The following is a 22725-nucleotide window of genomic DNA, read 5'->3' on the forward strand; positions in this document are numbered from 1 at the left end:
GGCCCATCAGGGCCTGTTCATCGGGATCATCAGGCGTGAGCCTGAAGAATCAACCCGAGTGCGGGCGCTTGCCCGGGTTCTTCTTGGAGCGGGTGTGGGCACCGCGCTCCAGGCTGCTCAGCTGGCCCTTGCCGGCGGTGAAGGTCACGCCCTTGGGGGCGGCGGGACGGGGGGAGGCGCGGCGGTCCGCTTCGGTAACGATCTTGTTGCCCATGATGGCTCCAGTAAAACTAGCCCACAGCAGGGGCAAAACGACGAAAGGCGCGCATTTTAGCCTCTTGGCGAGCAAACGCCTCTGGCTCAGCAAAACTGCGGATGTGCAGGCGGCCCCGCTTGGGAAACAGTGCGGTGCCGGAGCTCAGGGAGAAGACCGTGGCGGAATCACAAAACACGCAGCCGCCGAAGCGGGGCGCCCGCTGGGCTGCGTATGCCCGCAACATGGTGCGCCGTCTGGAAGCCTGGATAAGCGGCGCTGCCGCCGAGGGCAAGCCGCCCGAAGAGGCGGTGCTGTTGCGGGACCGTCGTGTTGCCATCGACCTGCCGGCCACCGAGCGCTTCGACGCGCTGGCCTTGTCGGGTGGCGGCATCCGCAGCGCGACGTTCTCGCTGGGTGTGCTGCAGGCCCTGGCCGAAACCAGTCGCAAGCGCACGGAGTCGGGGCCGAACCAGCCGCCTGACGACTTCAAGGCATCGATGCTGGCGCGTTTCGACTACCTGTCCACCGTCAGCGGCGGCGGCTTCATCGGCGCCTTTCTCGTCGGGCTGTTCGTGCCCGGGCGCCTGCGCAAGGCCGCACAGACGCCAGCAGATGCCGAAGCTGCCGCCAATGACGCACGAGCGGTGCTGGGCAGCGGGCCGCCCGAGCGCATCCGCGCGGCGACCATGGGCGGCGAGAAATCGCTGCTGAAGGCGCCGCTGGCCTGGCTGCGCGAGAACGGCCGCTATCTGACGCCCACGGGCTCTGGCGATCTGGTCTACGCCGCCGGCATGGGCCTGCGCAACTGGGTCTCGCTGCACGTCGTCATCGGCGTCGCGCTGCTGCTGGCCTTGACCCTGCTGGCGGCGCTGCGCAGCGCGGTGCTGGCGCAGCCGTGGAGCGGGCCGCTTGCCGGCCTGGAGACCGAGTGGCTGGGCAAGGCGCTGCAGGCTGCCGAGGCACTGACCGCTGCGGTCTCGGAATGCACCGCCAAGTGCCCCGCCAGCCCCGCCACGCCGCTGTCCGGCCTCATCTGGTGGAGCTCGCTGTTCGCGCTGGCCCTGGCGCCGCTGCTGTTGTGGGTGGTGCCGACCGGTATCGCCTTCTGGACGACCAGCCGCCGGCCCGATGGGGTGAGCCTGCCGATCAACCGCAGCGTGCTCGGCATGACGCTGGCGGCCGGCGTCTTTGCCGCACTGGCCGGGTTCGGCCCCGGAGAGTCGCGCGGCCTGCAGTGGGTCTGGTGGGCCCTGGCGGCGTTGACGCTGCTCGGCGTGCTCGTGCATGTGGCGATGGCCATCTTCGAGCCCAGTGCGCGCAAGCAGGCCGTGCTGCTGACGCGCTGGCTGGGCAGGGGCCTGATTGCCACCGGTGCGCTGCTGCTGCTGGGTGTCATCGAGACGCTCGGCCACACGCTCTACCTGCTGACGATCACCCAAAGTGCCTGGTTGCCTGCCGTGCCGGCGGCGCTGGGCGCGGCGCTGGCCTGGATGGCCAAGAAGATCGGTGCCTCGGGCAAGGGCAGCGCCCCGGGCTGGATGAAGACAGTGCCGTTGACGACGCTGGGCGGCCTTGCCGGCTTGGCTGTGCTGCTGCTCATCGCCACCGTGTGGGCCTGCGGCGTGCAGTGGCTGGCCTGGCAGGGCGCCAGGCCGTCCATGGCCGCCATGGCCAGCGCCGCGCATCTGCAGCTGCTGCTGATGCATGCGCTGGCCTGGCTGCTGCTGGCGGGCGGCGTGGGCCAGTTCCCGGCGTTCATCAACCTGTCCAGCCTGCAGAGCTTCTATGCCGCGCGGCTGATCCGCACCTATCTCGGCGCCAGCAATGGCGAGCGCTTCAACGGCGAGGCCAAGCATCTGTCGGCCGCCGAGCCGCTGCCCGGCGACAACCTGCCGTTCGACAAGCTCTATGCCGGTGGCCAGCTGAAGACCTGGGCGCCGCTGCACCTCGTCAACGTGACGCTCAACAAGACCATTGACCCCGCCGAGCAGCTGGTACAGCGCGACCGCAAGGGCCAGCCCATGGCCGTCATGCCCTATGGCTTCGGCATCGACGGCAGCAAGCCCCATCTCTTCAAGCCGCAGGGCGGCAAGCTGCCGCTGAACCCCGCCATGCACCTGGGCGATTGGGTGGGCACCTCGGGCGCCGCCTTCTCGACCGGCATCGGCCGCGAGACGACGCTGGGCATGTCGCTGCTGATGGGGGCGGCCAATGTGCGGCTGGGCGTCTGGTGGGCCTCGGGCGTCCACGAGCAGGAGCCGCCGCCCTGGTGGAAGCTGCCGGCCTGGCTGGGCCGCGGTCTGGGCATCGTGTTCCGCACGCAGACCTATCTCGGCTATGAGTTCACGGCCCGCTTCTACGGGCTGCGGCGGCGCTGGCAATACCTGTCGGACGGCGGGCATTTCGAGAACACGGCCCTGTACGAGCTGCTGCGCCGCGAGCGCAAGGTCGGCTTCATCCTGGCCAGCGACAACGGCGCTGACCCGGACTACCGCTTCGACGACCTCGCCAACCTGATCCGCCTGGCGCGCATCGACCTGCGCACCGAGGTCAGTGTCGTGAGCGACTTCCGCAGCGCCAAACAGCTGCCCAAGGTCTTCGGCACGACGGCGCAGTTCAGCGCCGATGGCAGCACACCGAACCCGGCCGCGTTGCTGCTGCGCGCCCAGGCCTTGCCGGGCCCCGACAACATGTCGCCGCCACCTTGCTGGATCGTGCTGCTCAAGCCGGCCAAGCAGGCCGGCGCGGCCGCCGACGTGCTGCAGTACGCCAGGACGCACCCGGCATTCCCGCAGGAGCCCACGGCCGACCAGTTCTTCGATGAGGCGCAGTGGGAAAGCTACCGCAGCCTGGGCCAGCACATTGCCGGGCGCGTGCTGGCGCCGGACGTCTGGGCGGAGCTGGAGCAGCTGATGGCCGGCCAGACGCCCTAGCGCCGACGGACCCTGCCGTCAGCCGGTCAGCCCGTCGCCTTGAGCCAGCTTTCGAACGCCGTCAGGTCCATGGGCTTGGCCAGCAGATAGCCCTGCAGCAGGTCGCAACCGCAGGCCGTGATGACGCCCAGCTCGGCGTCGTTCTCGACGCCCTCGGCCGTCACCGTCAGGCCCAGGCCCTGGCCGACGCCGACGATGGACCGCAGCAGCGCCTCGCGGCGCGGGTCGGTGTTGACGTCCTGCACGAAGCTGCGGTCGACCTTCAACTCGTCCACCGGCAGGTGCTGCAGGTAGGCGAGCGAGGACTGTCCCGTGCCGAAGTCGTCGATGGCCAGGCGCACGCCCCAGCTCTTCAGCGCATGCAGCACGGCGATGGGGTCGGTGCCGCTGGACATCAGGCCCGTCTCGGTCACCTCCAGCTGCAGTTGGCCGGGGTCGACGCGGTACTCGGCCAGCATCGCCGCCAGTCGCGCGGGCAGGGTCTGGTCTTGGAGGTCCAGCGTCGAGATGTTGACGGCGATGTAGATGGGCGGCAGGCCGGCGGCCTCGCGGTCGGCCAGCGTGTGCACGGCGCGGTCCAGCATCCAGTCGGTGATCTGGCGGATGCGGCCGCTGCGCTCGGCGAAGGGAATGAAGTCGCCCGGCGGCAGCCAGCCGCGCTGCGGGTGCTGCCAGCGCACCAGCGCCTCGGCGCCGAGGATGCGGCCGGTCTTCAGGCAGCGCTTGGGTTGCAGGAACTGGCGCAGCTGGTCCTGCTGGATGGCGGCGGCCAGGTCCGACAGCAGGCTCAGGTGCAGGGCGCGCGCGGCTTCCGCGCCGGGGTTGTAGACGGACACCGGCTGGCGCAGCCGCTTGGCCTCGAACATGGCCTGCTCGGCGCGGCGCAGCAGGGTCTCGGTATCCTCGGCATGCTCGGGCCAGTGGGCCACGCCGAGCGACACCGACAGGTCCAGCGACTGGCCCTGCCAGCTCAGCTTGTGCTCCACCTCCTCGCGCAGCTGGGCCGCCAGCGCGGCGCCGTGCTCCAGGCGGGACACCGGCGCCAGCGCCGCAAAGGTGCCGCCCGCCAGGCGGCCGTAGGCGGCCGAGCCCTCGTCGAACAGCGAGGCCAGCTTGGTGGCGGCGCCCCGCAGCAGCGCGTCGCCGGCATCGAAGCCCAGCACGCCGTTGACGGCCTTGAGCCGGTCCACGTCAATGCAGATCAGCACCGCCAGCTGCTCGCGCTCGGGCAGGTTGGCCAGCAGGCGGTTGCCATCGGCGACGAAGCGGGCGCGCTGCGGCAGGCCGGTCAGCAGGTCGATGTCGGCCATGCGGCGCAGCTCGGCCTCGCGCTCGCCCACGGCCATGGCCATGGTGTTCATGGCGCTGGCCATGTGGCCCAGTTCGTCGGCGGAATCGACCTCGATGCGGTGGCCGTACTGACCCTGGGCGATCAGCTCGGCGCCGTCCTCGGCGCGCTTGAGCGGGTTGACGATGGAGCGCGTGACGCCCACGGCCAGCCCCGCGGCGGCCAGCAGCGCGCCGATGCAGATGGCCAGCACGCCGGTGCGGTCGCGGTCGATCTGCTCGCGCAGCTCACGCGCCTTGGCCGTGCCGGCGCGTTCCTCGCTGGAGGCGAGCTGGTAGATGGCGCCGACGAACATCGACAGCGTCGATTCCGTCTCGCTGCCCAGCAGCGCGCGGGCGGCCTGGAAGTCGTCGTTCTCGATGAGGTCGCGCGCGGCGATGTAGCTGGCTCGGTAATCGGCCAGGCTCTGGCGCACATCGTCCAGGCGCATGCTGCGCGGGCCCGGGGGCAACAGCAGGCTCAGGCGCTGCATGGCGTCGTCCAGCCGGGCGTTGGCCGAGGTGATCTCGGGGTAGGCGGCCAGGCGCAGCTCGTCGTCGGGGCTCATCAGCACCAGCAGCTTGCGGGCGACGGCCTCGGCGTTGCGATTGATCTCGTTGACCGAATCGCGCACGGCGGCCTGCTCGTCGACGATCTGGTTCAGCGCGTCAGACAGGCCTGCCAGCCGCACCACCGTCAGCGCCGCCAGGCCCAGCAGCAACAGCAGCAGCAGCCCGAAGGCCAGGCCCAGCCGCGTGCGGATGCGCAGCCGCCTTGACAGGCTGGGCGCGGGCAGCGGGGCCAGGTCAGGCTCGGTCATGCCTGATTCAGGCTGCGATCATGGTTCGCTCCAGCGCGTCAGCAGCAGGCGCGCGGTGGCGACGTTGGTGGCGCAGGGCACGTCGTGCACGTCGCAGGCGCGCACCAGGGCGTTGATGTCGGGTTCATGGGGCTGGGGCGTCATCGGGTCGCGCAGGAAGATGATGCCGTCCAGCCCGCCCACCGCCAGCCGGGCGCCAATCTGCAGGTCGCCACCCATCGGCCCGCTGAGCACGCGCTCCACCGTCAGGTCGTGGGCCGCGGCGAGGCGAGCGCCAGTGGTGCCGGTGGCCATCAGTTCGCAGCGGCGCAGCAGCGGCAGGAACTCGGCAGCGAGGGCGATCATGGCGTCCTTCTTGCCGTCATGGGCGATCAAGGCGAGTCTCATCGGGCGGGCCGGCTGTTAAAAGGAGGCACGTTACACGCAGTCCAGGCGCGTTTGTGGGGAGAACTTGACAGTTCCTTCGCTTGATTGGTAACGCTCACTTCACTCGTGAATGCGGCTTGCTGGCCCATCCCGCTGCCATGCGCTGGCAGCAAGTGCAGGCAGCATGGCGGCCTGTTCACGTTCAACCCCACTGCCATGACCTTCCGCCAGCTTCACCAAGGCCCCGAACTCCTGCAGATCGCCAACGTCTGGGACGCCGGCAGCGCCGTCCTCGTGCAAGCCCTGGGCGTGCCCGCACTGGCCACCACCAGCGCCGGCCTGGCCTGGGCGCTCGGCTACGCGGACGGCAACCACCTGCCCATCGCCGAGCATGCCGCCGCCATCCGCCGCATTGCCCGCGTGGCGCGAGTGCCGCTCAGCGTGGACAGCGAGGCGGGCTACAGCGACGACCCTGCCACGGCGGCCGGCCACGTCATGCAGCTCGTCGAGGCCGGCGCCATGGGCATCAACCTGGAGGACGGGGCGGGCGAGCCGGCCCTGCTGGCGCGCAAGATCGAGGCCATCAGGGCGGCGGCAGCGCGGGCCGGCGTGGACGTCTTCATCAACGCGCGCTGCGACGTCTACCTGCGCAACCTCGCGCCCGGCCGCGCGGTGGACGAGGTGCTGCTGCGCGCCCGCGACTACGCGGCGGCCGGTGCCGACGGCCTGTTCGCGGCCGGCGTGACAGCCGTGGCCGACATCGAGGCCCTGGTAGCCGGCCAGCCGCTGCCGCTGAACGTGATGGCGCGGCCGGCGCTGCCGGGGCTGGGCGAACTCAAGCGCCTGGGCGTGCGGCGCATCTCGGCCGGCAGCGCCATCGCCGAGGCCGCGTGGGGGCGGGCGCAGCGGGCGGCGGCGGGTTTTCTTGCCGAAGGCGGCGGTACCCAGCTGTTCGAGGGTGCCGCGCCCTATCCGCAGATCAACGCTTCGTTTCCCCGGGACTGAGCGACACACGCAGCTGCAGCTCGCGCTCGGGCTGGCCGGCCGCGTCACGGCTGCTGACCGTACCGCGCGGCGCCGGTGCAGTGGCGCCGCCCGTGCGCGCCACGGTCTGCCAGCGCTCCAGCGGCAAGTCCAGCGTGGACTGGAAGGCGCTGTCACCGTCCTCCACATCGAAGGCCACGCGCACCGGTGCGCGGCCCCCGGGCCAGGTCGGCGTGACGGCAAAGCTCTGCGTGGCGCGCCGCTCGGCCTGGCGCGGCTGCGCATAGAGGCGGCGGGCGGCACTGGCAGCCGTCGTGGCAGCGGGGTCCAGCTCGACGACGGCATCCACCCATTGCAGCGCTTCGCGCGTCGTCAGCCGCAGGCTGGCACGCTGGCCGTTGAGCACCAGCAAGCGCTGGGCGGGCTGAGTTGCTGCGGGGGCTGTCGAGGTGACGACACCCGGCCCACGCGGCGACACGGTGCCCGCCGTGCCAACGACGACGGCGCCGTCGCGCACACCGGCCTGGGCGGATGGCGGCAACTGGCTGTCCACCCAGCGCAGCTCGACGGCCAGCTGGACCGCAGGCGGCGCAGCCTGGGCCAGCGCAGGCAGCAGGGTCAACCAAAAAAGGTCGCGGCGCTTCATCTGTCGCAGCTTAGCCCTGTGCCACCTTGGCCCTCAGCTTCAAAAGCTGCGGCCCGAACAGGTTGATCGCCAGACCGGCCAGCACCAGCGCGGCGGCGATGAGCTTCCAGCCCGGCAGCGGCTCGCCGAGCAGCAGCGTGCTGGCACCCATGCCGAAGACGGGCACCAGCAAGGCCATGGGCACGATGCGCCCGGCCGGGTGGCGGGCCAGCAGCCAGGCCCAGCAGCCATAGCCGAACAGCGTGTTGGCAAAGCTCTGCCACAGCACGGCGGCCCAGGGGCCGATGTCGGTGATGGTCAAGGCGGCGGCAATGCGCTCCGGCCCGTCCACCACGACGGCCAGCCCCAGCAGCGGCGGCACCGCCAGCCCGCTGCTCCAGACAATGAAGGCCAGCATGTTCACCCGGCCGGCGCGCTTGCCGACGATGTTGCCGCAGGCCCAGGAGAAGGCCGCGCCCAGCATCATTGCCAGGCCCAGCGGCGTGGTCGTGCCGTCGGTGTGGGCGACGATGACGATGATGCCGGCCGCTGCGAGCGCCAGGCCCAGCCACTGCGCGGCCAGCACGCGCTCGCCGGCCAGGCGCACGGCCAGCAGCAGCGTGAAGAAGACCTGGGTCTGGATGACCAGCGAGGCCAGGCCCGGCGAGATCTCGCTGCGCATGGCGAGATACAGCAGCGAGAACTGGCCGACCAGCACGAACAGGCCATAGCCCGCCAGATACCGCCACGCGATCTGCGGGCGCGGCAGGAAGAAGCAGGCCGGCACGAAGGCGATGGCGAAGCGCAGCACGGCCAGCGTCATGGGGGGCATGACGTCCAGCGCGTATTTGGTGACGACGAAGTTGCTGCCCCAGATGGCGACGATGGCGAGGGCGAGCAGCAGGTGCCGTGGCGGCAGGGTGGCCATGCGAGCGGGCAAAGAGGCGTGGGCAGCGGGGCGGCCGACTATGCCAGTCAGTCTGCACAGGTGCGGTTGCGGCCCTGGGCCTTGGCCTGGTAGAGCAACTGGTCGGCGCGCTCCAGCGTCTGGGCCAGTGTGTCGCCGAGACGGTGGCCGGTCAGGCCGATGGAGACGGTGACCGAGACCGCCACGCCGTTACCGACGTCGACACTCAAGGCCTGCACCCGCTCGCGCAGCCTCTCCATGCCGGCCAGGGCCGGCGGCATGCCGGTGTCCGGGAGCAGCACGAGGAACTCCTCGCCGCCCCAGCGCGCGATCACGTCGGTCGCGCGCAGGGCGCCCTGGCCGGCCTGGGCGAAGGCGCGCAGCACGATGTCACCGGCCGCGTGGCCGTGGGCATCGTTGACGCGCTTGAAGTGGTCCAGGTCGACGACGGCGACGCAAAACTCGTAGCCGTGGCGCAGGGAGCGCAGCAGCTCCTGGTCCATCAGCGCCTGCATCTGGCGGCGGTTGGGCAGGCCGGTGAGTTCGTCGCGCGTGGCGATGGCGTGCAGCTGGGCCAGGGCGCGGGCCAGCTCCTCGCGCTGGTCGGACAGGCGCCGTCGAATGCGGCTCAGCCGCGCCGTCAGCATGGCCACGGCGGGCAGCATGCAGGCCAGCATCACGAAGTGGCCGATCTCGACGGCGGGCGGGTAGGCGGCCGGCTGCACCCAGGCCATGACGGCCATGACGCTGCCGAACAGGACCAGCGCGAACACGCTGAGCCCATAGGCGCTGCGCGCGCGCAGCTGGAACATGCCGAACATCAGGATCAGCGTCAGCACCGGGAAGCAGGCGCCCCGCAGCGGGCCGGCCTGTGCGTAGCCCAGGGCCGCGGCGCTGATGGCGAAGGCGATCTGCTCGCGCGTCAGCGACGGGTCCGCCAGGCGCAGCGACCAGGCGCTGCGGATGGCCGTGTAGAAGGCGGCCATGCCGCCCAACGCGTAGACCGTCCAGGCCCACAGCGCCAGGCCGCGCTCGCCGCCACTGATGTGCACCGCGTAATGCAGCATGCCCACGCTGATGGCCATCAGCACCATGGCCAGCGAGGTCTGGCGCAGGCGCAGCCGCTGGACCGGTTCGCTGCCCAACCAGAGATCGCCAAGCCGACGGAGAAGCGACATCGCCATGGGCGGCAAGCCTAACGCGATGCCGGTGCCAGGTCTTGCCTTCGGCGGTGCAGGCTGCGGTGCTTGTTCACGCGCGGGCGCGGCTTCAGCCCACGTAGCCGGTCAGCAGGGCGCGCTCCCACTCCGGCCGGTGGTTCTGCCGTGCCAACGCGGCCATCGAGCGGTGGTCGTAAGGCACGGCGTGCTGGCTGCAATGCCAGCTGCCGGCGACCTGCTCGACGATGGCATAGGTCGCATCCGGCGTGCCGCGTTCGACGACGTAGCGCTCGGGCTCGTCCTCCACATAGGCCTGCAGACCGACGCTGCCGGGGTTGACAAGGCACTGGCCCTTGGCGGTGCGCAGGAAGCGCGGCAGATGGCTGTGGCCGCAGGCGATCAACCCGCTGCCTTGGCCGGCCAGCCGCTCGGCAATCTCTGCGGCGGTGGCCAGGCCGAGGACGCCATGGCGCGGGGTTTCCAGGAAGTGTTCGCAGTCGCTGCGCGGCGTGCCGTGGCACAGGATGATGTCGGGCGCCCATTGCCACATCGGTTGCAAGGAGCGAAGCCAGTCCAGTTCTGCGGTGCCCAGCGTGGACAGCGCATAGCCGTCGGACGCGCCGCCCGTCTCGGGCTGCCATTCGAGGATCTGCCGCTCATGATTGCCCGCCAGGCAGGGCCAGCCCGAGGCCATCAGCCACTGCGCCGTCTCGCGCGGCAGCAGTGGGCCGGAGAGGTTGTCGCCCAGGCACAGCACCTGGTCGACGCCACGGCGGCGGATGTCGGCGGCAACCGCCTCAAGGGCGGGCAGGTTGCCGTGGATGTCGGAGACGAGAGCGAGGCGCATGGGTCAGTGAGAAGCCTTGTCGATGGCCGCCACGGCTTCCTTCAGGCCCTGCCCGGTTTGCTGCCGGTGCAGGCGGATGGCCTCGATGCGGCGCTTGGGGTCGCGTGCCAGCTCGCGCACTTCGTTGCTGGGCTCAGCGCTGGCGACACCCAGGTGCAGCAGCAACGCCTGTTGCTGGACCTGGATGGCCGCGAGCCGCTGCGAGAGGGTCTGCAGCAGCGCGAGGATGGCAATGCCGATCAGGGCAAGCAGCAGTGTGTAGTCCATAAGCGGCCTCCGTGGAGTCGGGTTGGGCGAGCGGCGATTTTGCGCAGGGTTGGGCGAGTCGTCGCGTGGCTATTCACGTCGCGCGCCCGGCGTCCAGATGCCCCAGCGGCAACGCGCCCCCGGCCTTGACCTCGCCGAGCGAGAAGCTGGTGTGGATGTCCTTCACGTTGGGCAGCTTCAGCAGCGTGTTGATGGAGAAGCGCGAGAAGGCGTCGAGGTCAGTCACCATGACCTGCAGCTCGAAGGTGCCGGTGCCCGAGATGTAGTGGCAGGCGATGACCTCGGGCAGCTGGCGGATGGCGTCCTCCAGCGCCTTGGTGGCTGTCGCGGCGCTGCGCTCGGCGTCCACGCGCACGAAGGCCAGCACGCCCAGGCCGATCTTGCGGCGGTCGATCTCGGCCCGATAGCCGGTGATGTAGGCCTGCTCCTCCAGCCACTTGACGCGTCGCCAGGTGGGCGCCGCGGACAGGCCGATGCGCTGGGCCAGTTCGGCGTTGGACTGGCGGGCGTCGCGCTGCAGCTCGGCCAGGATGGCGATGTGATAACGGTCGAGGTCTGCGGAACTCATGGTTTGCCCTTGGCGACGCATCGGCGATGTGAATTGAGACGAATTCTGCTTGATCGCGCAAGGATCTTGCTATTCAGGCCTGTTTCAAGCGCTAACGCGAAAGCACCCATCCTCCCTGTTTCCCTACACTGACCGGTCCGGCCATACTGGCCACACGCCCACGCGCCAGGCCCCACAAGGGCCGCCACGCCAGGCTGCCAATCAGGAGCTCCATCCGATGAATGCCCCTCTGCCTGAGCACGTCCTGCGCGCCCTTCAAACGGTTTCTCTGGACGACAAATACGCGCTGGATTCCGGCCGAGCCTTCATGAGCGGCGTGCAGGCGCTGGTGCGGCTGCCCATGCTGCAACGCACGCGCGACGCCATGGCCGGGCTGAACACCGCCGGCTTCATCAGCGGCTACCGAGGCTCGCCACTGGGCACGTACGACCAGGCGCTGTGGGCGGCCAAGAAGCACTTGGCCAAGCAGCACATCGTCTTTCAGCCCGGCGTGAACGAGGAGCTGGGCGCGACGGCCGTGTGGGGCACGCAGCAGCTCGACCTCTTCCCCGAGAAGGCCAGGTTCGACGGCGTGTTCGGCCTCTGGTACGGCAAGGGTCCGGGCGTGGACCGCTGCATCGACGTCTTCAAGCACGCCAACATGGCGGGCACGTCCAAGCATGGCGGCGTCATCGCCATTGCCGGTGATGACCACATCGCCAAGAGCTCGACGGCGGCGCACCAGAGTGACCACGTCTTCAAGGCGGTGGGCTTCCCGACCTTCTTCCCGAGCAGCGTGCAGGACATCCTGGACATGGGCCTGCATGCCTTTGCGATGAGCCGCTTCTCGGGCCTGTGGGCGGGCATGAAGACCATCCAGGAGATCGTCGAATCGTCCGCCTCCGTCAGTGTCGACCCCGACCGCGTCAACATCCTGCTGCCCGAGGACTTCCAGATGCCGCCCGGCGGCCTGCACATCCGCTGGCCCGACCCGGCGTTGGAGCAGGAGTCGCGGATGATGAACTTCAAGTGGTACGCCGCACTGGCCTACATCCGCGCCAACAAGCTCAACCACAACGTCATCGAGGGCCCGAACGACCGCTTCGGCCTCATCACCAGCGGCAAGGCCTTCAACGACACACGCCAGGCGCTGCACGACCTGGGCCTGGACGAGGACACGTGCCGCCGCGTCGGCATCCGCCTGCACAAGGTCAACGTGGTGTGGCCACTGGAAGCGCAGATCACGCGCGAGTTCGCCAAGGGCCTGCAGGAGATCCTGGTCGTCGAAGAGAAGCGCCAGATCATTGAATACCAGGTCAAGGAAGAGCTCTACAACTGGCGCGCCGACGTGCGCCCCAACGTGCTCGGCAAGTTCGACGCCGGTGACGGCGAGGGCGGCGAGTGGAGCGTGCCCAACCCGAGCGAGCACTGGCTGCTGCGCCCGCAGGCCGACCTGACGCCAGCCATCATTGCCCGGGCCATCGCCAAGCGGCTGAAGAAGCTCGGCGTGGACGCCGACATCCGCGCCCGCCTCGATGCCCGCATGGCCGTCATCGACGCCAAGGAAGCCGCGCTGAAGTCCGAGGAACAGACCGCCGGCGGCGCCGACCGCACGCCCTGGTTCTGCTCGGGCTGCCCTCACAACACCAGCACCCGCGTGCCCGAGGGCAGCCGCGCCGTCGGCGGCATCGGCTGCCACTACATGGTCACGTGGATGCCCGGCCGCAAGACGGCCACCTTCACGCAGATGGGCGGCGAGGGCGTGCCCTGGGTGGGCCAGGCGCCGTTCACCGATGAGAAGCACATCTTCAGCAATCTCGGCGACGGCACCTACTTCCACAGCGGCAGCCTGGCCATCCGCCAGAGCATCGCTGCGGGCGTCAACATCACCTACAAGATTTTGTATAACGACGCGGTTGCGATGACCGGCGGGCAGGCCGTGGGCGAGCGCCCCGAGGGCCACACCGTCATCCAGATCATGAACAGCGTGATCTCCGAGGGCGTGAAGAAGCTGGTCATCGTCACCGACGAGCCGGACAAGTACGACGGCGTGGCACTGGCCCCTGGCGTGACCGTGCACCACCGCGACGAGCTGGACGACATCCAGCGCCAGTTCCGCGACATTGAAGGCACCACGGTCATCATCTACGACCAGACCTGCGCCACCGAGAAGCGCCGCCGCCGCAAGCGCGGCAAGCTGGTCGACCCGGCCAAGCGTGTCGTCATCAACGAGCTGGTCTGCGAGGGTTGCGGTGACTGCTCGGTGCAGTCCAACTGCCTGAGCGTGGAACCGGTTGAGACCGACTTCGGCCGCAAGCGCCAGATCAACCAGAACTCCTGCAACAAGGACTACTCCTGCGTGAAGGGCTTCTGCCCGAGCTTCGTCACCGTCGAGGGCGGCGAATTGCGCAAGCCCAAGAAGGAAGGCCGCAAGAGCCCCTTCGACACGGCGCTGGCGATGCTGCCGATGCCGGTCGTGCCCAACCCCGAGAAGGCCTGGGGCATCGTCGTCGGTGGCGTGGGCGGCACGGGCGTCATCACGATCGGCCAGTTATTGGGTATGGCAGCCCACTTGGAAGGCAAGGGCGTCATCACGCAGGACGCCGCGGGCCTGGCGCAGAAGGGCGGCGCAACCTGGAGCCACATCCAGATCGCCAACGAGCCGGAGGACATCTACTGCACCAAGGTCGGCACCGCTGAGGCCGACCTCGTCATCGCCTGCGACGCCATCGTCGCCGCCAACAAGGCGACGCTGGCCGTCATGCGCGAGGGCCGCACCTACGTGGCGCTGAACACGCACGGCTCGCCGACGGCCACGCTGGTGAACGACGCGAACTGGCGCTTCCCCGGCGCGGCCTGCGAGGCCGCCGTGGGCAACGCGGTGGGTCGTGACCATCTTGGCTCATTCGACGCCGAGGAAGTGGCCGTCAAGCTGGTGGGCGATTCGCTCTACACCAACCCGCTGATGCTGGGCTACGCCTGGCAACAGGGCCGCATCCCGCTGAGCTACGACGCGCTGATGCGCGCCATCGAGCTGAACGGCGTGCAGGTGGACAACAACAAGATCGCCTTCGAGTGGGGCCGGCGCTGTGCGCATGACCTGCCGGCCGTGCAGGCGCTGTATGCGGCGCAACAGGTGATCCAGTTCGTCAAGCGCCAGGGCGTGGACGAGATCGTCGCCAAGCGCGTGGACTTTCTGACCGGCTACCAGAACGCCGCCTACGCGGCCGAGTACAAGGCCTTCGTCGACAAGGTGCGTGCCGCCGAAGCCACGCTGGGTGGCGGCACCAAGCTGACCGAAGCGGTGGCGCGCTACCTGTTCAAGCTGATGGCCTACAAGGACGAGTACGAGGTGGCGCGCCTGCACACCGACATGGGCTTTGCCACCAAGATCGCCGGCATGTTCGAGGGCGACTACAAGATCGTGCACCACCTCGCGCCGCCGCTGCTGGCCAGGAAGAACTCGCACGGCGAGCTGGTGAAGCGGCCGTTCGGCCCCTGGATCCGCCCGGCCTTCGGCCTGCTCGCCAAGCTCAAGGGCCTGCGCGGCACGGCCTTCGACGTCTTCGGCTACACCGAGGAGCGCAGGATGGAGCGCCACTGGATTGCCGAGTACCGCGCCGGCGTGGAGAAGGCGTTGGCGGGGCTGACGACCGAGTCGCTGGCCACGGCTGTCGAACTGGCCCGCGTGCCGGAAGACATTCGCGGCTACGGCCATGTGAAGGCCCGCCACGAGAAGGCGGCCCGTGCCAAGTGGGACGCGCTGATCGCGAAGGTCTGACCACCGGACTCACGGCACTCGCATGACGGTCTCGGGCCGGCATGCGGGTTTTGTTTTTCAGGGCCTCGCCGTCGAGTGCTGGAGCACGATCAGCCAGCGGCCCTCGATCCGCTGGTAGGCAAAGCTGTAGCGCGCCGGCCGCGTCTTCGTCTGGCCGTCGACCTGCTCGATGAACTCGTATTCGCCCGAACGCACGGCCGTGTCGCCGAACAGCTTCAGGTTGCCGATCATCCAGCGCATGCGCGCCGTCGGCCGCTGCGCGATCTGGTCGAAGAACGCCGGCAGCGCCTCGCCGGACAGCGGCACTGTCGTGTATTCGTCGTCGGTGATCAGAGCGCCTGGTGCATACAGCTGCTGTAGCCGCCGCGGGTCGCGGCTGTTGTAGGCGTCCTTCCAATCCTCCAGCGCCTGCATCAGCTCGGGGACGCAGCTGCTGCGTGGGTCGTCGCAGCGCAGCGGTGCCGACACCCGCACCGTGGGCGCCGTCGTGCAGCCGCTACCGAGCGCCAGCAGCAGCAGGCAGGTCGCGGCGGCAAAGGGCCGGCGCGTCTTGTCGATCATTGCCATGTCGTGATCCCCTGGTTTGTGGGCTGATTGTGAATCTGCCCGTCGCGGGGCAATCCCTGAACGGGGCCGCAGCCGGGTTTGCCTAGACTGCGGCCCTTTGCGTCAGGGAGAACCTATGAAAAACATCGTGCGCGGCTTGCTGGCCGCTGCCGGCTTGTGCCTCGGCTTTGTCGCTCATGCAGCCGACGCGCCATCTGCCAAGCCCGCCGAGGACCCCGCCTGGACCGAGGCCAAGGCCGCCGCCAAGACCGGCCCGGCCGACATCGCCATCGCCGGCCAGGCCACGCTGCACCTGCCGGCCGGGCGCGTCTTCATCCCGCAGCCCCAGGCCGGCAAGCTGCTGCGCGCCATGGGCAACCCGGGTGAGCACAACGAGCTGTCGGGCGTCATCTTCCCGGCGGGCCAGGAGCAATGGTTTGCCACGCTGCGCTACATCGCCTCCGGCTACGTGAAGGACGGCGACGCCAAGGAGTGGAAGGCCGACGAAATGCTGGCCAGCTTCAAGGAAGGCACCGAGGGTGCCAACGAGGAGCGCAAGAAGATGGGCGTGCCGGCGCTGGAGATCACCGGCTGGGCCGAGGTGCCGGCCTACGAGGCGACCACGCACCGCCTCGTCTGGGCCATGAGCTCCAAGGAAAAGGGCGCGCCGGCCGATGCCGGCCAGGGCGTCAACTACAACACCTACGCCCTCGGCCGGGAGGGCTACCTCAGCCTGAACTTCGTCACCGAGCTGAAGGACCTGCCGGCCGAGAAGCCCGAGGCCAAGGCGCTGCTCGGCGCGCTGGAGTTCGACAACGGTAAGCGCTACGAGGACTTCAATGAGTCCACCGATCACGTCGCCGAGTACGGCCTCGCGGCGCTGGTGCTCGGCGTGGGCGCCAAGAAGCTGGGCCTGCTGGCTGTGATCTTTGCCTTCCTGGCCAAGTTCGCCAAAGTCATCTTCATTGCCGCCATCGGCGGCGGTGCCGTCATCACCAAGTTCGTCAAGCGCAAGAAGCCGAGCGAGCCGGCCGCCTGATGCTCAAGCTCCTCGCCCTGCTGTTCACGGGCGCCAAGTTCGGCAAGCTGTTCGTCACCGGCGGCAGCATGCTGATCTCGCTGGTCGTCTACGCCTGGATCTACGGCTGGCGGTATGCGGCGGGGTTCATCGTGCTGCTGTTCGTGCACGAGATGGGCCACTTCATCGCGGCGCGCTACAAGGGGCTGAACGTCGGCGCGCCGACCTTTATCCCCTTTGTTGGCGCCTGGGTCGAGCTCAAGGACATGCCGCACGACGCGCAGACCGAGGCCTTCGTCGGCCTGGCCGGGCCGCTGCTGGGCACGGTCGGTGCGACGGTGGTCTACCTCATGGCACGAAGCTGGGGCGTGGACTGGCTGTTAGCGGTGGCTTACAGCGGGTTCTTTCTGAACCTGTTCAACCTGATCCCGATCTCGCCCTTCGACGGCGGCCGCATCACGGCGGTGCTGTCGCCGCGCATCTGGCTGCTGGGCGCGCCGATGTTGGTGGCGCTGTTCTTCTGGCGCCCCAGCCCCATGCTGATCCTGATGGCCCTGCTGGCCTGGCCGCAGCTCATCAAGGCCTGGAAGCACCGCGCCGACAGCGTTGAGGCGCAGACCTACTACGCCGTGCCGGCGGCCGTGAAGTGGGAGTACGCGACCTACTACCTCGTGCTGGCTGCCTACCTCGCCGTCATGTGCCACGACGTGCACGAGATGCTTGCCCACGCACGGATTTAGCGCCGCGAAAGCGGTGGTCGCGGGGCCCATGCCCACCGCTTTCGCAAGCTCAAGGTTCGCCGCACGCGCAGGGTGTGCGGCCTAGACTGGCTTCATGCCTGAGCCGTCGCGAGCATCGACTTCCCGTTCACTCTGGCCCGGCCTGCTGCTCGCCGTGCTGGGCGCCATCGGCTTCTCCGGCAAGGCCATCATCGTCAAGCTGGCCTACCGGCACGACGTCGACGCGGTCACGCTGCTGATGTGGCGCATGCTGCTGGCGCTGCCGTTCTTCCTCGCGATGGCCTCGTGGGCCGGCCGGGGCAAGCCGCCGTTGACGCGGCAGGATTGGCGCGACATCGGCGTGCTGGGCTTCACCGGCTACTACCTCGCCAGCTACCTGGACTTTGCCGGCCTGGCCTACATCACGGCCAGCCTGGAGCGGCTCATCCTCTATCTCAACCCGACGCTGGTGCTGTTGATCTCGGTGCTGTGGTTCAAGCACAAGCTGCAGGCGCGGCAGGTCATCGCGATGGCAGTCAGCTATGCCGGCGTCGTTGCGGTGTTCGCGCACGAGCTGAGCTTCGAAGGCCCAGGCACCGCCATCGGCGCGGCACTGGTGTTCGCCAGCGCGGTCAGCTATGCCGTGTACCTGTCGCTCAGCGGCAAGGTCGTGCAGCGGCTGGGCTCGCTGCGGCTGGCGGGCCTGGCCAGCACGGTGGCCTGCGCGCTGTGCATCGCGCAGTTCGCACTGTTGCGGCCGGCGTCGACCTTCCTCGTGCCGGAGCCGGTGCTGTGGCTGTCGCTGCTGAACGCAACGGCCTGCACGGTGGCGCCGGTGCTGATGGTGATGATGGCCATCGCCCGCATTGGCGCGCCGCTGTCGTCGCAGGTCGGCATGGTCGGCCCGATGAGCACGCTCATCATGGGCGTGCTCATCCTGGGCGAGCCGATGAACGCGTGGATCGTGATCGGTACGGTGCTCGTGCTCGGCGGCGTGTTTCTTGTCAGCCGCCCGTCACGTCAACCGTAGAGCACCTTCGGCAGCCACAGGCCGATGGCGGGCCAGATGTAGAGCATGACGATGGCGATGACCTGGATGCCCATGAAGGGCAGCATGCCGACGAAGATCTGGTTCAGCGTCACGTGCGGCGGGGCCACACCCTTCAGGTAGAAGGCCGCCATCGCCACCGGCGGGCTCAGGAAGGCGGTCTGCAGATTCAGCGCCACCAGCAGGCCGAAGAACAGCGGGTCGACGCCGAAGTTGTCCAGCAGCGGGATGAAGATGGGCATGAAGATCACGATGATCTCGGTCCACTCCAGCGGCCAGCCGAGGATGAAGATGATCAGCTGGCTGAGGATCAAGAACTCGGTCTTGCTGAGGTTCATGCCCAGCACCCACTTCTCCACCAGCTCCTGGCCGCCCAGCAGTGCGAAGGCGGCCGAGAAGATGGCCGAGCCGACGAACAGCCAGCAGACCATGGCGCTGGTCTTGGCGGTCAGGAAGACCGACTCGCGCACCTCCGTCTGCAGCCGCGCCTGGCCGTAGGCCAGCACCGCCCACAGCAGCACGCCGGCGCCGGCGATGGCACCGAAGCCGACGCTGACGGGCTGCGCAGCCAGGCCCTCCTTGTGCGCCAGGAACCAACCCACGCAGACGAGGAAGGGCAGCCACAGCAGCAGCCAGACAATGAACAGCGGTCGCCGCTCGCCCGGCGCGCGCTTGTTGATGACGGAATAGATGGCGGCCAGCACATAGCCGCCGAAGGCGCCGACGGCGGCCGCCTCGGTGGGCGTGGCCAGGCCAAAGACGATGGAGCCCAGCACCGACAGGATCATCACCAGCAGCGGGAAGAAACTCGTCAGCAGCAGCTTGAAGATCTCCAGGCGCTGGAAGTTCAGCATCGCGTAGAAGCCGACGAGGACTGCGGCGGTCACCGCCCAGCCGATCCAGCTGCGGCCGGTGCCGGCGGGCGGCATGGCTGCGGCCGACGCGGCCTCGGCGGGTTCAGCGATGGCGGCGGGAGCAGGCGCAGCGACGGGCTCTGTGACCGGCGGTTCGGCGACGCCGGCTTCGGCGCTCGCAGCTTCGCTCGGCGGTTCGGCCAGGCCGCCGTCGGTGGGCGCTTCGGGCGGCGGCTCTGCCAGCCCGCCTTCGCTCGACGGCGGCGGCGCCTCGCTGCCCATCACCTGCGGCGCATCGGCGCTGGGCACCTCGGCCGCGCGCGGGTTGTGCGCATGCAGCCAGCCGATGCCGGCGACGAGCAGCACCAGCGCCACCGGCAGCAGCGCCACGCCGAGCTGGCGCAGCACCGGGCCCTTGTTCGGCTCGCGGCCCAGCGCCTTCAACAGCGCCGGCAGCGCGGCGCGCAGGCGCCCGTCGCTCAGCCGCTCGGCCAGCGGCGGCAGGTTGACATGCCGATCCGCGGCGGACAGCGGTGGCATCAGCGCCGGCTTGAGCTTGGCCAGCACCACGACATAGACGACGTACAGGCCCGCCAGCATCAGGCCGGGGAAGAAGGCGCCGGCATACAGCTGCACGACCGACACGCCGGCCGTGGCGCCGTAGACGATCAGCATCACCGACGGCGGTATCAGGATGCCCAGGCAGCCGCCGGCCGTGATGGCGCCGGCCGAGATGCGCACGTCGTAGCCGCCCTTGAGCATCTGCGGCAGCGCCAGCAGGCCCATCAGCGTGACGACTGCGCCGACGATGCCGGTGGCCGTGGCGAACACCGCGCAGGTGAAGATGGTGGCCACCGCCAGCGAACCCGGCACGCGCGCCATCGCCAGGTGCAGGCTCTTGAACAGCTTCTCGATCAGGTTGGCCCGCTCGACGAGATAGCCCATGAAGACGAACAGCGGGATGGAGATGAGCACGTCGTTGCCCATCACCTTGAAGGCGCTCTGCACCATCAGCGCGAGCGTCTTGCCGGTGTCGAAGTCGTAGGCCAGCCAGGTGAACAGCATGCCCATGCCCATCAGCGTGAACGCCGTGGGGAAGCCGAGCATGATGGCCACGACGACCAGCGCCAGCATCATCAGCCCGAGGTGGCCGCGCGTGACCTGTTCGGCGCTGATCAGCACGAAGCCGGTGCCGGCGACGATGAGCGCCATCAGCACGAAGCCGAACCAGAGTTCCTTGCGGATCTTCATGGCGTGGCTCCGTCTGCGTGGACCATCTGCTTGAGCTTGTCGACGTCGACTTCCTCGACGTCCTGCTCACGGCTCGGCCAGGCGCCCGTCTGGAGGCATTGCAGGCAGCGCACGATCTCGACGATGCCCTGCAGCAGCAGCAGCAGCCCCGCCAGCGGGATGACGGCCTTGAACGGGTAGACCGGCAGCGGCGTGGCGCTGAAGGTGGACTCGCGGATGGCGACCGCGTCCTGGAAAAAGGTCCAGCCGGCCCAGGTCAGCGCAACGATGCCGGGCAGGAAGAAGACGATGTAGAGCGTCAGGTCGATGGCGGCCTGCGTGCGCGGCTGGAAGAAGCCGTAGAGCACGTCGCCGCGCACATGGCCGCTCTTGGACAGCGTGTAGGCGCCGGCCATCATGAAGAGGGTGCCGTAGCCCATCAGCTGGGCGTCGAGGTTCCAGTCGTGCGGCTCGTTGAGGATGTAGCGGGAGAACACCTCCCAGCTGATCAACGCGGTCAGCAGCACGATCAGCCAGGCGAATGCCTGGCCGATCCAGGTGGACAGCCGGTCCACGGCGAGCAGCAGGGTTTTCATGGGCGGGCAGGAAAAAGGGGCGCGAGGCCCCTTTGGTTCGTCGTCCGGATCAGGCCTTCTTGGCCGGTGCGGCGCGGAAGTAATGGTTGTAGGCCATCTTGTAGTCGACCGTGTAGTCGTTCTGCCAGCCGCCGGCGCGCTGGGCGAAGGCCTTCTGGCTATCGAGCACCTTCTTGAACAGCGGGTTCTCGGCGGCCTTGGCGGCGGTGACCTTGTCCCACGCAGCGAGCTGCGCGCGCAGCACGCTGTCGGGCGTCTTGTAGAACTTCACGCCGGCCTTCTTCAGCTCGTTGTAGTCGGTGCTGTTGCGCTCGATGGCCTTCCAGCTCATGTCCGCGCTGGCGGCCTGCACGGCGTAGTCGATGACTGCCTTCAGCTCCGCCGGCAGGCCGTCGTACTTGGCCTTGTTGAACAGGATCTCGAACTGCTCGCCGCTCTGGTGGAAGCTCTGCAGCATGCAGGTCTTGGCCACGTCGGCAAAGCCGAGCAGGCGGTCGCTGGAGGCGTTGTTGAACTCGGCCGCGTCGATGAGGCCGCGGTCCAGCGCCGGCACGATCTCGCCGCCCGGCAGCGGGTTGACGGCCGCGCCCAGCTCCTTGAACACGTCGACAGCCAGGCCGACGGTGCGGAACTTCAGGCCCTTCAGGTCTTCCGGTTTGCCGATGGGCTTCTTGAACCAGCCCAGCGGCTGCGTCGGCATCGGGCCGTACAGGAAGGACACGACATCGATGTTCAGCGCCGCGTAGATCTCGGCCAGCATGGCCTTGCCGCCGCCGTAGTTGTGCCAGGCCAGCACCATGTTCGGGTCCATGCCGAAGGCCGGGCCCGAGCCCCACAGCGCCAGCGCCGTGTTCTTGCCGTAGTGGTAGGCCACGACGCCGTGGCCGCCGTCCAGCGTGCCCTTGTTGACCGCGTCCAGCAGCTGGAAGGCCGGCACCACCGAACCGGAAGGCAGCACCTCGATCTTGAGGCGGCCACCGGCCATGTCGTTGACCTTCTTGGCGAAGTCCTGGGCGTACTCGTGGAAGATGTCTTTCGCCGGCCAAGTGGACTGGAAGCGCAGGCTCACGGTCTGTGCCGTCGAGATCATGGGCATCGCCAGCGCGCCGGCACCAGCTGTGGTGGCGGCGGCCGTTTTGATGAAGCGACGACGTGCACTGGGTGTCTGGGTCATGGGCTTGTCTCCAATTGGATATGTTTGGCTGCGCCTCGAACAGAACTGCGGCCGGGCGCGCTGGCCGCGGTGCCCGACTGTCTGGCCGCGCCCTCGCTGCGCGCAACTGGGTCAAACCCAGTGGTGGCCGCGGGTCATCTCAAGCGTGTCCGGCCTCAGCGATTCAAATTCGCTGAACAATGGCGACAAGGTCGGTGAACCGACTGCCTGCCAGCGAGGAACACACTGCGAGCCATGATGAGCACTGCCACCCGCTACACCTCCGTTGCCGTCGTGCTGCACTGGCTGATGGCGCTGGCCATCATCGGCAGCTTCAGCGTCGGCCTGTACATGGCCGACCTGCCGTTCTCGCTGACGCGGCTCAAGCTCTACAACTGGCACAAGTGGGCCGGCGTCACCATCCTGGCCCTGGCTGCCCTGCGCCTGCTGTGGCGCCTGACGCACCGCCCGCCGGCTGACCTGCCGATGCCCGCCTGGCAGGCGTTCGCCGCGCATGCCACGCACAACCTGCTCTACATCGCCTTCTTCGCCGTGCCGCTGCTGGGCTGGGCCTACAGCTCGGCGGCGGGCTTCCCCATCGTCTGGTTCGGTGTGCTGCCGCTGCCCGACTTCGTGCCCAAGGACAAAGCGCTGGCCGATACGCTGAAGGAGCTGCACAAGTTCGCCGCCTACGGGCTGGCCCTGCTCGTGCTGGCCCACGTCGCCGGCGCCCTCAAGCACCGTTTCATCGACCGCGACGGGCTGCTGGCCCGCATGTCGCTGCGCCGCTCCTGATCAGGA

Annotated in this window: 20 protein-coding genes; 7 read left to right on the forward strand and 13 right to left on the reverse strand. The window is 68.9% G+C overall.

Annotated features, from left to right (window positions below; all coding sequences use genetic code 11):
• Positions 1–49: 49 nt before the first annotated feature.
• On the reverse strand, positions 50–214 hold the full coding sequence (locus tag AC0IZJ_RS22495) for a hypothetical protein (protein WP_471853797.1): 165 nt from the start codon (positions 212–214) through the stop codon (positions 50–52).
• Between the two features lie 158 nt (positions 215–372).
• Here AC0IZJ_RS22495 and AC0IZJ_RS22500 point away from each other — a divergent pair, with 158 nt between their 5' ends.
• On the forward strand, positions 373–3129 hold the full coding sequence (locus AC0IZJ_RS22500) for a patatin-like phospholipase family protein (protein ID WP_471853798.1): 2757 nt from the start codon (positions 373–375) through the stop codon (positions 3127–3129).
• Between the two features lie 26 nt (positions 3130–3155).
• Here the strand turns inward: AC0IZJ_RS22500 and AC0IZJ_RS22505 are convergent, their stop codons facing one another.
• Together AC0IZJ_RS22505 and AC0IZJ_RS22510 are read right to left on the reverse strand one after the other, a co-directional pair.
• A complete protein-coding gene (locus AC0IZJ_RS22505; protein WP_471853799.1) occupies positions 3156–5276 on the reverse strand; it encodes a putative bifunctional diguanylate cyclase/phosphodiesterase in 2121 nt (706 codons plus the stop codon).
• A gap of 18 nt (positions 5277–5294) precedes the next feature.
• Positions 5295–5663, reverse strand: coding sequence for a methylglyoxal synthase (locus AC0IZJ_RS22510; protein WP_471853800.1), 369 nt, complete (start codon positions 5661–5663; stop codon positions 5295–5297).
• A 195-nt stretch (positions 5664–5858) separates the two neighbouring features.
• On the opposite strand from AC0IZJ_RS22510, the gene AC0IZJ_RS22515 reads away from it, so the two are divergent.
• Entirely contained in the window at positions 5859–6647 is a 789-nt protein-coding gene (locus AC0IZJ_RS22515; protein ID WP_471853801.1) for an isocitrate lyase/PEP mutase family protein, read from the forward strand.
• On the opposite strand, the gene AC0IZJ_RS22520 is transcribed toward AC0IZJ_RS22515, so the two are convergent.
• The 6 genes from AC0IZJ_RS22520 to AC0IZJ_RS22545 all read right to left on the reverse strand — a co-directional run bounded on the left by AC0IZJ_RS22520 (position 6622) and on the right by AC0IZJ_RS22545 (position 11000).
• A complete protein-coding gene (locus tag AC0IZJ_RS22520; RefSeq protein WP_471853802.1) occupies positions 6622–7272 on the reverse strand; it encodes a hypothetical protein in 651 nt (216 codons plus the stop codon). The genes AC0IZJ_RS22515 and AC0IZJ_RS22520 overlap by 26 nt on opposite strands.
• A 10-nt stretch (positions 7273–7282) precedes the next feature.
• Positions 7283–8170, reverse strand: a complete 888-nt coding sequence (locus tag AC0IZJ_RS22525; protein WP_471853909.1) for an EamA family transporter — start codon at positions 8168–8170, stop codon at positions 7283–7285.
• Between the two features lie 56 nt (positions 8171–8226).
• Positions 8227–9342: a diguanylate cyclase gene (locus AC0IZJ_RS22530; RefSeq protein WP_471853803.1), complete on the reverse strand. Its 1116-nt coding sequence runs from the start codon at positions 9340–9342 to the stop codon at positions 8227–8229.
• Positions 9343–9427: 85 nt separating this feature from the next.
• The gene (locus AC0IZJ_RS22535) at positions 9428–10165 is read right to left on the reverse strand and encodes a metallophosphoesterase family protein (protein ID WP_471853804.1); all 738 of its coding nucleotides are present in this window, start codon (positions 10163–10165) and stop codon (positions 9428–9430) included.
• 3 nt (positions 10166–10168) lie between these two features.
• On the reverse strand, positions 10169–10432 hold the full coding sequence (locus tag AC0IZJ_RS22540) for a hypothetical protein (RefSeq protein ID WP_471853805.1): 264 nt from the start codon (positions 10430–10432) through the stop codon (positions 10169–10171).
• 73 nt (positions 10433–10505) lie between these two features.
• Positions 10506–11000: an Lrp/AsnC family transcriptional regulator gene (locus tag AC0IZJ_RS22545; protein ID WP_471853806.1), complete on the reverse strand. Its 495-nt coding sequence runs from the start codon at positions 10998–11000 to the stop codon at positions 10506–10508.
• 217 nt (positions 11001–11217) lie between these two features.
• Here AC0IZJ_RS22545 and AC0IZJ_RS22550 point away from each other — a divergent pair, with 217 nt between their 5' ends.
• Complete coding sequence (locus AC0IZJ_RS22550) at positions 11218–14760, forward strand: indolepyruvate ferredoxin oxidoreductase family protein (RefSeq protein WP_471853807.1); 3543 nt, start codon at positions 11218–11220, stop codon at positions 14758–14760.
• A gap of 57 nt (positions 14761–14817) precedes the next feature.
• Here the strand turns inward: AC0IZJ_RS22550 and AC0IZJ_RS22555 are convergent, their stop codons facing one another.
• Complete coding sequence (locus AC0IZJ_RS22555) at positions 14818–15327, reverse strand: DUF4440 domain-containing protein (protein WP_471853808.1); 510 nt, start codon at positions 15325–15327, stop codon at positions 14818–14820.
• Between the two features lie 115 nt (positions 15328–15442).
• Here AC0IZJ_RS22555 and AC0IZJ_RS22560 point away from each other — a divergent pair, with 115 nt between their 5' ends.
• From AC0IZJ_RS22560 to AC0IZJ_RS22570, 3 genes are all read left to right on the forward strand, one after another.
• The gene (locus tag AC0IZJ_RS22560; RefSeq protein ID WP_471853809.1) at positions 15443–16345 is read left to right on the forward strand and encodes a DUF2167 domain-containing protein; all 903 of its coding nucleotides are present in this window, start codon (positions 15443–15445) and stop codon (positions 16343–16345) included.
• The gene (locus AC0IZJ_RS22565) at positions 16345–17064 is read left to right on the forward strand and encodes a site-2 protease family protein (RefSeq protein ID WP_471853810.1); all 720 of its coding nucleotides are present in this window, start codon (positions 16345–16347) and stop codon (positions 17062–17064) included. Before AC0IZJ_RS22560 ends, AC0IZJ_RS22565 begins: the two co-directional genes overlap by 1 nt.
• Positions 17065–17158: 94 nt before the next feature.
• The gene (locus AC0IZJ_RS22570) at positions 17159–18073 is read left to right on the forward strand and encodes a DMT family transporter (protein ID WP_471853811.1); all 915 of its coding nucleotides are present in this window, start codon (positions 17159–17161) and stop codon (positions 18071–18073) included.
• Here AC0IZJ_RS22570 and AC0IZJ_RS22575 read toward each other — a convergent pair.
• The 3 genes from AC0IZJ_RS22575 to AC0IZJ_RS22585 are packed head-to-tail and all read right to left on the reverse strand — an operon-like array spanning position 18064 to position 21945.
• Positions 18064–20196 (reverse strand): TRAP transporter large permease, encoded by a 2133-nt coding sequence (locus tag AC0IZJ_RS22575; RefSeq protein ID WP_471853812.1) that lies wholly within the window; start codon positions 20194–20196, stop codon positions 18064–18066. The two genes, AC0IZJ_RS22570 and AC0IZJ_RS22575, sit on opposite strands and share 10 nt — an antisense overlap.
• Positions 20193–20771 (reverse strand): TRAP transporter small permease subunit, encoded by a 579-nt coding sequence (locus tag AC0IZJ_RS22580; RefSeq protein WP_471853813.1) that lies wholly within the window; start codon positions 20769–20771, stop codon positions 20193–20195. Before AC0IZJ_RS22580 ends, AC0IZJ_RS22575 begins: the two co-directional genes overlap by 4 nt.
• A gap of 49 nt (positions 20772–20820) precedes the next feature.
• Positions 20821–21945, reverse strand: a complete 1125-nt coding sequence (locus AC0IZJ_RS22585; RefSeq protein ID WP_471853814.1) for a TRAP transporter substrate-binding protein — start codon at positions 21943–21945, stop codon at positions 20821–20823.
• 237 nt (positions 21946–22182) lie between these two features.
• Between AC0IZJ_RS22585 and AC0IZJ_RS22590 the strand changes: the two genes are divergently transcribed.
• On the forward strand, positions 22183–22719 hold the full coding sequence (locus AC0IZJ_RS22590; protein ID WP_471853815.1) for a cytochrome b: 537 nt from the start codon (positions 22183–22185) through the stop codon (positions 22717–22719).
• Positions 22720–22725: the final 6 nt, after the last annotated feature.

This window comes from Roseateles sp. AC306 (assembly GCF_979253795.1).